This is a genomic window from Actinomadura sp. KC216 (assembly GCF_004348535.1).
Taxonomy (GTDB): domain Bacteria; phylum Actinomycetota; class Actinomycetes; order Streptosporangiales; family Streptosporangiaceae; genus Spirillospora.
Map to the genome: position 1 here is coordinate 1 of NZ_SMJX01000299.1, position 10,059 is coordinate 10,059.

The 10,059-nt window shown below is 74.0% G+C and carries 8 protein-coding genes; all 8 read left to right on the forward strand.

Annotated elements, in window-relative coordinates; all coding sequences use genetic code 11:
* Window positions 1-249 (forward strand): acetamidase/formamidase family protein (locus E1264_RS34175; RefSeq protein ID WP_207936587.1); only part of this gene is annotated, 249 nt, incomplete at its 5' end.
* The gene (locus E1264_RS34180; RefSeq protein ID WP_132180236.1) at window positions 246-758 is read left to right on the forward strand and encodes a DinB family protein; all 513 of its coding nucleotides are present in this window, start codon (window positions 246-248) and stop codon (window positions 756-758) included. The genes E1264_RS34175 and E1264_RS34180, both read left to right, overlap by 4 nt.
* A gap of 49 nt (window positions 759-807) precedes the next feature.
* On the forward strand, window positions 808-1,521 hold the full coding sequence (locus tag E1264_RS34185; RefSeq protein WP_132180238.1) for a (Fe-S)-binding protein: 714 nt from the start codon (window positions 808-810) through the stop codon (window positions 1,519-1,521).
* A complete protein-coding gene (locus E1264_RS34190) occupies window positions 1,518-2,981 on the forward strand; it encodes a LutB/LldF family L-lactate oxidation iron-sulfur protein (protein WP_132180240.1) in 1,464 nt (487 codons plus the stop codon). The genes E1264_RS34185 and E1264_RS34190 overlap by 4 nt, the downstream gene beginning before the upstream one ends.
* The gene (locus E1264_RS34195; protein WP_132180242.1) at window positions 2,978-3,598 is read left to right on the forward strand and encodes an LUD domain-containing protein; all 621 of its coding nucleotides are present in this window, start codon (window positions 2,978-2,980) and stop codon (window positions 3,596-3,598) included. The genes E1264_RS34190 and E1264_RS34195 overlap by 4 nt, the downstream gene beginning before the upstream one ends.
* A 321-nt stretch (window positions 3,599-3,919) precedes the next feature.
* On the forward strand, window positions 3,920-7,006 hold the full coding sequence (locus E1264_RS34200; protein WP_132180244.1) for a LuxR family transcriptional regulator: 3,087 nt from the start codon (window positions 3,920-3,922) through the stop codon (window positions 7,004-7,006).
* 162 nt (window positions 7,007-7,168) lie between these two features.
* Complete coding sequence (locus E1264_RS34205) at window positions 7,169-8,263, forward strand: alpha/beta hydrolase (protein WP_132180246.1); 1,095 nt, start codon at window positions 7,169-7,171, stop codon at window positions 8,261-8,263.
* Between the two features lie 4 nt (window positions 8,264-8,267).
* Window positions 8,268-10,059, forward strand: a 1,792-nt coding sequence (locus E1264_RS34210; protein WP_243711337.1) for a GMC family oxidoreductase, incomplete at its 3' end; no start/stop codon positions are given.

Sequence of the window (10,059 nt, forward strand, 5' to 3'; positions counted from 1 at the left end):
GTCGAGACCCACCCCCGCACCCACCGGACCGGCGCGGCCCTCGCCACCACCGGCGTCGGCCCCGACCTCATGCAGGCCGCGAAGGACGCGACCCGCGCCCTCATCGACGAGGTCGCCGCGCGCACCGGCATGGCCCCCGTGGACGCCTACCTCCTGGCCAGCATCGCCGCCGACCTGAAGATCTCCGAGGTCGTCGACGTGCCCAACTGGATCGTCTCGGCCCACCTCGAACTATCCTACCTGTCATGAGCGACGGGGCGATGAGCGAACCGCGCGGAGACGTCCGCCCCCCGGACCTGCACGCCGACGAGCGCACCACGCTGCTGACCTTCCTCGACTACCTGCGCGAGTCGGTGGTGGCCAAGGCGTCCGGCGTCCCGGACGCGGCGGCCCGCGCGCCCGGCGTCCCGTCCGGGACGAGCCTGCTCGGCCTGGTCAAGCACCTGACGCGCACCGAGCTGAACTGGTTCGTGTGGGCCTACGAGGGCGCCGACGAGCCCCGGCTGGACGACGACGAGCCGCCCCGCGACGACGAGACGGCCGAGGACCTCGTCGCCGCGTACCGGCGGGCGGCCGGACGCACCAACGCGATCGTGGCCGCGTGCCCCGACCTCGACCGGCCGGGCGCCCGGTCGCTGCGGGAGACGCCGCCGCCGTCGATGCGGTGGCTGCTGGTCCACATGGTCGAGGAGACGGCGCGGCACGCCGGGCACGCCGACATCCTCCGCGAGCGGATCGACGGCTCGGTGGGTCGCTGACCCCGGCGGCGGGCGGCGGGTGCGACAATCCGTCGGGGGGAGGTGTCCGATGCGGGTTGCACTGTTCCTGACCTGCGTGAACGACACGATGTTCCCGGGGACGGGGAAGGCGGCGGTGCGGCTGCTGCGGCGCCTCGGCCACGACGTGGAGTTCCCCGCCGGGCAGACCTGCTGCGGGCAGATGCACCTCAACACCGGGTACCGGCGGCAGGCGCTGCCCCTGGTGAAGGGGTTCGCGGAGACGTTCGAGCCCTACGACGCGATCGTGACGCCGTCCGCGTCGTGCGGCGCGATGATCCGCGACTGGCACCCGCGGCTCGCGCCGCGGACCGCCGGGGTGGCGTCCCGCGTGTACGAGCTGTCGGAGTTCCTGGTGGACGTGCTCGGCGTCACCGACGTGGGCGCCTACTTCCCACACCGCGTCACCTACCACCCGACGTGCCACTCCCTGCGGATGCTGCGCATCGGCGACCGGCCGCTGCGGCTGCTGCGCGAGGTCCGCGGCATCGACCTGGCCGAGCTGCCGGACGCCGCCGAGTGCTGCGGGTTCGGCGGGACGTTCGCGCTGAAGAACCCCGAGGTGTCGGCCGCGATGTGCGCGGACAAGGTCACCGCCGTCCGCGCGACGGGGGCGGAGGCGCTGTGCGCGGCCGACAACTCCTGCCTGATGCACATCGGCGGCGCGCTCACCCGCACGCGCGCCGGGGTGCGGACCGTCCACCTCGCCGAGATCCTCGCCTCCACCGAGGAGGACCCCGCATGAGTATGCCGACGTACGTCGGGATGCCGTCGTTTCCGGACGCGGCGCGCCGCGCGGTGTCCGACGCGCGGCTGCGCGGCAACCTCGCGCACGCCACCTCCACGATCCGGGCCCGGCGCGCGGCGGCCGTCGCGGAGCTGGACGACTGGGCGGCGCTGCGCGAGGCGGGCAAGCAGATCAAGGACCACGTCCTGGAGAACCTCGGCCACTACCTGCGGCTGCTGGAGGAGAAGGTCACCGGGGCCGGCGGGACCGTGCACTGGGCGCGGGACGCCGCCGAGGCGAACCGGATCGTCGCGGACCTGGTGAAGGCGACCGGCGAGACCGAGGTCGTCAAGGTCAAGTCGATGGCGACGCAGGAGATCGGGCTCAACGAGTTCCTCGCCGCGGAGGGGATCACCGCCTACGAGACCGACCTCGCGGAACTGATCGTCCAGCTGGGCGACGACCGCCCGTCGCACATCCTCGTGCCCGCCATCCACCGCAACCGGTCCGACATCCGCGACATCTTCCTGCGGGCGATGGACGACGCCCCGGAGGGTCTGTCGGACTCCCCCGCCGAGCTGGCGGAGGCGGCGCGGCGGCATCTGCGCGCCAAGTTCCTGTCGGCGAAGGTCGGGGTGTCGGGGGTGAACTTCGCCGTCGCCGACACCGGCACGCTCGTCGTCCTGGAGTCGGAGGGCAACGGCCGGATGTGCCTGACGCTCCCCGAGACGCTGATCTCGGTGATGGGCGTGGAGAAGATCGTGCCGTCCTGGCGGGACCTGGAGGTGTTCCTGCAGCTGCTGCCGCGCTCGTCCACGGCGGAGCGGATGAACCCCTACACCTCCGCCTGGACGGGCGTGCACCCGGGCGACGGGCCGCGCGACGTCCATCTCGTCCTGCTCGACAACGGACGCACCGCCACCCTGGCCGACGCGGTGGGGCGGCAGGCGCTGCGCTGCATCCGCTGCTCCGCGTGCCTGAACGTGTGCCCGGTCTACCAGCGCGCCGGCGGCCACGCCTACGGGTCGCCGTACCCGGGGCCGATCGGCGCGATCCTGTCGCCGCAGATCAGGGGCATCGGGTCGGACGTGGACGCGTCGCTGCCGTACGCGTCGACGCTGTGCGGGGCGTGCTTCGAGGCGTGCCCGGTCGCGATCGACATCCCGGAGGTGCTCGTCCACCTGCGCGCCCGCGCGGTGGAGGAGGGGCCGCGGCACCCCCTCGAACGGGTCGCGATGGCCGCCGCCGGATGGACGCTGCGCTCCCCCACCCGGCTCGCGCTCGCGCAGCGCGCCGCGTCCGCGTCCCGCCGCGCCGTGGCGCGCCGCGGCCGGATCCGGCGGCTCCCCGGCCCGCTCGGCGCCTGGACGGAGACGCGCGACGCGCCCGCGCCGCCGCCGGAGTCGTTCCGCGCCTGGTGGTCCCGCACGGACGGCGGCCGCGACACGGGCGGCGGCCGCGAGGAGGGCGGCGGATGAGCGCCCGGGACGAGATCCTCCGCCGCGCCGACCGGGTGATGCCGGCCCGCCCGGCCGCCGAGGTCGCCGCCGCCTACGACCGGATCGACCGCCGCTACCTGCGCCGCCATCACGGCACCGGCGTCCTGGACCTGTTCGCCGGGCGGGTCGCCGACTACCGCGCGACGGTCCTGCGCGTGCCGGAGTCCGGCGTGCCGGGGACGGTCGCGGAACGGCTCGCGGCCCGGCCCGGAACCTACGGCGTCCCCGGCGACCTTCCGCCGGAATGGCTCTCCGCGTCGGACGCCGCGTTCGTCCGCGACCCGTCCACCGGCGCGCTCGACGGGCTCGCGGGCGCGGTCACCGGCTGCGCCGCCGCGATCGCCGAGACCGGCACGATCGTCCTCGACCACGGCGCCGGGCAGGGGCGCCGCGCGCTGTCGCTCGTCCCCGACTTCCACCTGATCGTGGTACGCGCCGCGCAGGTCGCCGCGGACGTGCCCGAGGCGCTGGAGCGGCTCGACCCGCACCGGCCGCTGACGTTCGTGTCCGGGCCGTCCGCGACGAGCGACATCGAACTGTCCCGCGTGGAGGGCGTACACGGCCCGCGGACGCTCGAGGTGCTCGTCGTCGAGTGAGGCGGTGTCCACCTGTGGCCCCGCCCGGCGTTCGCCCGCAGATCAGGGGCGGAAGTCACGACGGCGGAACGATTTACACATCCGAGGTTGACAGGGCGCCCGTCAGGACTGTTGATAGCTAGGAGACGACACGCTGAAGAACAGGGTGGAACGTCAGGGTGACGAAGGAGCGCCGTCCGCGGGGTGCCGCATTGGGCGGGTGCGTGTTGCCCCTGCTTATTGACGTTCGAGCCTATAGGGTGAATCCCGCCAATTCTCAGTAACCACAACGAGAAGCACGATCACGGCGAATCGACCGCCTGTCACTGTTGGGGTGTGGACATGGAGGGTCGTACCGGCCGCGGCGACGCGGTGTCCCACGGCAATGCGGTGTCCCACGGCGGCGCGGCCCCGCCGGACGGCGTCCCGCTCGTCGGGCGGCACGACGTCCTCCGCGCGTTCGACGAGGCCCTGGACGCCACCGCGACCGACGCGTTCCGCTACCTGGCGCTGACCGGCGAGCCGGGCGCCGGCAAGACCCGCCTGCTCAACGAGCTGTGGGTCGCCGCCGAGTCCCGCAAGCTCCGCCCGCTGGCCGGCCGCGCCGCCGAGTTCGAGCAGGAGATGCCGTTCGGCGCCGTCGTCGACGCCCTCGACGACCACCTCGAAGAGCACCGCCCGGACATGCCCCCGGCGGCGGTGCGCCTGCTCGGCACGGTGTTCCCCGCGCTCGCCGACATCACCGACGACCCGCCGGCCGCCTCCCCCGACTCGCAGGTCGCGCGGTACCAGCTGCACCGCACCGTCCGGCACCTGCTGGACGCGCTCGCCGGCCCGGACGGGCTCGTCCTGATCCTCGACGACCTGCACTGGGCCGACGACGCGACCATCGAGCTGCTGGACCATCTCGTCCGGCACCCGCCGCGCGCCCGGGTGCTGGTGGCGGTCGCCTACCGGCCCGCGCAGACCTCGCCGCGGCTCGCGGCGCTCGTGGACGCCGCCGGCCCGCAGGGCGTGCGCGTCACGGTCGGCCCGCTCACCGAGCGCGAGGTCGCGGAGTTCCTCGGTCCCGAGGTGAGCCGCGCCCGGTGCAAGGCGCTGTTCAAGGCCAGCGGCGGCAACCCGTTCTACCTGGAGGCCCTGTCCAAGATGGGCGCCGGGGCCGCGCCCGTCGGCGGCGCCGACCGCAAGGACTGGAGCCGGGGCGTGGCGAACCTGACCGAGGTGCCCCCGGCGGTGCGGGCCGCGCTGCAGGTGGAGCTGAGCGCGCTGCCGCCGGAGGCGCTGCGGATGGCGCGCGGCGCCGCCGTCGCCGCCGACGTGTTCGAGCCGGCGCTCGCCGCCGTCGCCGCCGAGATGGAGCAGAGCGCCGCGCTCACCGCGCTGGACGTGCTGACCGGCCACGACGTGGTGCGCGCCGCGCCGGGCGGGCGGTTCAGGTTCCGGCATCCGCTGGTGCGGCACGTCGCCTACGCCTCGACGGCCGCGGGCTGGCGGATCGCCGCGCACTCGCGGGTGTCGTCGCGGCTGGCCGAGCTCGGCGCGCCTGCGGCCGTCCGCGCCCACCACGTGGTGCGCTCCGCGCGCTTCGGCGACGCCGAGGCGATCCGCACGCTGGTGGAGGCCGCCCGGGGCATCGCCTACCAGGCGCCCGGCACCGCCGCGTACTGGCTGGAGGCCGCGCTCGACCTGATGCCGGACGTCTCCGAGACCGCCGCGGCGGCCGGGAACGGCGGGTATCCCGACCGGGTCGAGCTGCTGCTGGAGCTGGCCGAGGTGCAGGCGGTCAGCGGGCACGCGGAGGCGGGCCGCGAGACCGCCCGCACGCTGCTGGGGCTGCTGCCGCTGGACGACACCGTCCGCCGCGCCCGCGCCGTGCTGTTCTGCGCGATCATGGAACGGCAGCTCGGCCGGATCCACGAGGCCCGCGCGGTGGTCCTGGACGAGCTGCGCCGCATCAGCGACCGGCAGACCCCCGAGGCGGTGCTGCTGCGGATCCGGCTGGTCGCCGACCGGATCCAGCGCAGCGACGCCCGCGGCTCCCAGGCCGTGCTGGACACCATCCCCGACAGCGCCCCCAGCTGGAGCCCGGGGCTGACTGCGGCGGTGGTGTCGATGCGGCCGATGGTGTCCTACGTGCGCGGCGAGGTGGACGAGGCGATCGCCTACGCCGGGAAGGCCGATCGGCTGATCTCCGCGGCGTCCGACACCGACTTCACCGACTGCCTGGACAGCTTCGCCTGGCTGATCTTCGCCGAGGCGTTCCTCGGCATGTACGACAGCGCGCTGCGGCACGTCGAGCGGCTGGTGTCGATCACCCGGACGACGGGCCAGACCTACATCCTCGGCTACTTCCTGGCCGGGCAGTCCCGGATCCTGGCCCAGCAGGGCCGGATGGCCGAGGCCGCCGCGCTGGCCGACGAGGCGACCGCGGTCGCCCGCGAGCTGCGCTCGCAGGAGGTGCTGGCCTACGGGCTGACGCAGCAGTGCCTGACCGCCAGCTGGATGGGCGACCACGAGCGGGCGCTGCGCGCGGGCGAGGAGGCGGTCGCCAACGACACCGGCTCGGGCGAGTGGTGGACGCACATGGCCCACGTCGCCCGCGCCATCGCGATCATCAACGCGGGCCGCCCGGACGAGGGCGCGCAGGCGCTGATCGCGGCGTGCGGGGACGGCACCCTCGGGCTCGACTTCGGGACGCTCGTCATGTGCGCGGAGACGCTGGCGTCCGTCCGCGCCGGGCAGGGCGACTCCGCGCCGGGCAGGACCGAGCCCCGCAAGAACGACGCGCCAGGCAAGAAGGGCGCGCCGGGCAAGAAGGGCACGCCGGGCAAGGACGACCGCGACGCCGGCTACTGGGCCGACATCGCCGACGGGATCGCCAACCCCGCGCTGACCGGCGACGTCGGCCTGGCCCGCCTCGCCCGCGCGCACGCCCTGCGCGGGAGCGACCCGGCCGCGTCGGCCGCGCTGGCCGCCGAGGCCGCCGGGCTGCTCACCAAGGCGGGCCGCCGGCCCGAGGCCGGGCGCGCCGAGCTGGCCGCCGGGCTCGCGCACGCCGCCGCAGGCGACCGCGCCGCCGCCCGCGAGCGGATCCGCGCGGCGGCCGACATCTTCGAGGCGTGCGGGATGCGCGGGCTGCACGCCCAGGCCGTCCGGGAGCAGCGGAGGCTCGGGGTGCGGGTGCCGTCCGCGGGCTCCGCACCGGCCAAGCGCCCGCGCAAGGACCTGCCGTTCGGGCTGTCCCCGCGCGAGCACGAGATCGCGCTGCTGGTCGCCGAGGAATGCAGCAACCAGCAGATCGCCGAGCGGCTGTTCCTCAGCGTCCGGACCGTCGAGACGCACCTGTCGCGGGTCTTCGCCAAGATCGACGTCACCTCCCGGGTCGGGGTCGCGACGGCGATGAACCGCGCCGAACGAGCCGAATAAACGGACATCATGAACCACCCGGGCTGATTCCGACTCTCACTTCAGGTAGGTCCCGCACAAACGCGTGGCCCTGAGGTTCACATAAGTACGAGTTCTCCACGATGCCGCGCGAACCCCCGCGCTTGGCAGGGTTGGGGCGTCAGAGAAGCCGGAGGGATGGCCATGGACCAGCAGCGGATCGCGCGCTTCACGCTCGCGGGCGTCGCCGACGCCGAGGTCTCCGCGCATCCCTTCACCACCGAGGACGGGCTGGGCCTCGCCCTGACCCGGTTCCGCCGCGGCGACTGCCGCGACGTGGTCCTGCTCGTGCACGGGCTGACCACGTCCAGCGACATGTACATCATGCCGGAGCACACCAACCTGGTGAGCGCGCTGCTCAACTCCGGCTTCGGCGACGTGTGGACCCTCGACTACCGGCTCAGCGGCCGCTACCCCTACAACTCCGAGACCCAGCGGTTCACCCTCGACGACGTCGCGCACTACGACCACCCGGCGGCGCTCGCCGAGCTGCGCCGGCACATCGGCGACCGGCGGGTCCACGTGATCTCGCACTGCCTGGGCGCGGTGTCGTTCTCGATGGCCCTGTTCGCCGGGACGGTCACCGGCATCACCAGCCTGACGTGCAACAGCGTCTCGCTGGTGCCGCGGACGCCGCTCTGGTCGAAGGTGAAGCTGAGCTGCGGGCCGGCGCTGATGGAGTACCTCGTCGGGCCGTGCCAGCTCGATCCGCGCTACGGCAGCGCCCCGCCGCTGACCCGCGGCTGGCTGCTCGCCAAGGCCGTCGCGCCGTTCCACAACTCGTGCAATGAACCCGCCTGCCACATGCTCAGCTTCATGTGGGGCGGCGGCAAGCCGATCTTCTCCCACGAGAAGATGTCGCCGGTCACCCACGCCCGGCTGCCCGACCTGTTCGGCGCCGCCAACGTCAACTACTACCGGCACATCCTGAAGATGGTCCGGGCCGGCCGCGCCGTGAAGTACGACCGGCGCGACCCGCGGCACGCCGACCTGCCGGACGACTACCTCGCGAACGCCGCGGACGTCACGACACCGATCCTGTTCCTCACCGGAGACCGCAACCACGTGTTCACCGACTCCAACATCGCCTGCCACCGCCTGCTGGAATCGACCACGCCCGGCCTGCACGAGCTGGCGATCCTGCCCGGCTACGGCCACCAGGACGCCTTCATGGGGGCGAACGCCGACGCCGAGGTGTTCCCGCAGGTTCTCGACTTCTTGAAGCGGAAGGCGGGCTGACGCCATGGAACACGACGCCATGGAGCACGTGGACGCGGTCGTGGTCGGATCCGGGTTCGGCGGGTCGGTCGCGGCGTACCGGATGGCGGAGGGCGGGCTGTCGGTCGTCCTGATGGAGCGCGGGCAGCCGTACCCGCCGGGGTCGTTCCCCCGCTCGCCCGCCGAGATGGGCCGCGCGTTCTGGGACCCGGACGCCGGGCTGCACGGCATGTTCGACGTGTGGAGCTTCAAGGGCTGCGACTCGGTCGTGTCCGCGGGGCTCGGCGGCGGCTCGCTGATCTACGCGAACGTGCTGCTGCGCAAGGACGAGAACTGGTTCGTCAACGACGGCCCCGGCGGGTCGCACGAGCCGTGGCCGATCACCCGCGCCGACCTCGACCCGCACTACGACGACGTCGAGACGATGATGGGCGCGACGCCCTACCCGCTCGACCAGGTGCCGTTCGACGACACCCCGAAGACCCACGCGATGCAGGACGCGGCGGCGGAGCTCGGCCTGCAGTGCACGCTGCCGCCGCTCGCGGTCAGCTTCGCCTCCCACCCGGGCGGCAGGCCCGCGATGAGCCTGCCGATCGTGGACGCCGCCGGCTACGGCAACATCCACGGCGTCCCGCGGCGGACGTGCCGGCTGTGCGGCGAGTGCGACATCGGCTGCAACGAGGGCGCCAAGAACAGCCTCGACCACACCTACCTGTCGGCGGCGGCGCACCACGGCGCCGACATCCGCACCTCCCACGAGGTGAAGGCGCTGCGGCCGCGGCCGGAGGGCGGGTACGAGGTCGACTACGTCCACCACGAGCCGCCGCCGCCCGGGGTGTCGCTGAAGAAGCGGCGCCGCCCGCGCGTCCGGACGATCACCTGCGACCGGCTGGTCCTCGGCGCGGGCACCTACGGCACGACGTTCCTGCTGCTGAAGTCGCGGGAGGCGTTCCCGGGCCTGAGCGACGCGCTCGGCACCCGGTTCAGCGGCAACGGCGACCTGCTGACGTTCCTGATGCGCGCCACCGACCGCAACCGCGTCCGGCCGCTGAACGCCAGCCGCGGCCCGGTCATCACGACCGCGATCCGGCTGCCGGACGAGCTGGACGGCGTGCCCGGCGCGGGCCGCGGCGCCTACATCCAGGACGGGGGCTACCCCGGCTTCGCGGACTGGATCGTCGACGGCTTCGACGTCGGCAACGACCTCGAACGCGCGGTGAAGTTCCTGTGGGACCGGTTCACCGCGCTGTTCCGGGAGGCGCCCGACACCAACCTGTCCAAGGAGATCTCGGACCTCATCGGCGACGGCGCGCTCACGGTCAGCTCGCTGCCGCTGCTCGGCATGGGCCGCGACACCGCCGACGGGCGGCTGCGGCTGAAGGACGGCCGGCTCACCGCGGACTGGACGTCGGAGACCAGCGAGGAGCTGTTCAACCGCGTCCGCAAGACGATGCGGGGCATCGCGGACGTGCTCGGCGCCGACTACGCCGACAACCCGATGTGGTTCCGCAAGCGCATCATCACCGTCCATCCGCTCGGCGGCGCCCCGATGGGCGCCCACATAGGCGAGGGCGTCTGCGACGCCTTCGGCGAGGTGTTCGGGTTCCCGGGTCTCTACATCGCCGACGGGGCGGCGATGCCGGGGCCGGTGGGCCCGAACCCTTCGCTCACCATCGCCGCGCAGGCCGACCGGCTGGCGACGCGGCTGCTGGAGAACGCGTCCGCGCGCGGGGGCGCGGGCGGCCCGGCCGTCACCGCCCCGTCTGCCACGGGGGCCGAGCCGGCCGGGGGATCCGGCTCGCCAGGCGGGGCGGGGC

Bases quoted from the DNA above. Each gene is read 5' to 3' on its own strand.
- E1264_RS34200 (WP_132180244.1), top strand. From the start codon at position 3,920: ATGGAGGGTCGTACCGGCCGCGGCGACGCGGTGTCCCACGGCAATGCG.
- E1264_RS34190 (WP_132180240.1), top strand. From the start codon at position 1,518: ATGAGTATGCCGACGTACGTCGGGATGCCGTCGTTTCCGGACGCGGCG.
- E1264_RS34195 (WP_132180242.1), top strand. From the start codon at position 2,978: ATGAGCGCCCGGGACGAGATCCTCCGCCGCGCCGACCGGGTGATGCCG.
- E1264_RS34180 (WP_132180236.1), top strand. From the start codon at position 246: ATGAGCGACGGGGCGATGAGCGAACCGCGCGGAGACGTCCGCCCCCCG.
- E1264_RS34205 (WP_132180246.1), top strand. From the start codon at position 7,169: ATGGACCAGCAGCGGATCGCGCGCTTCACGCTCGCGGGCGTCGCCGAC.
- E1264_RS34185 (WP_132180238.1), top strand. From the start codon at position 808: ATGCGGGTTGCACTGTTCCTGACCTGCGTGAACGACACGATGTTCCCG.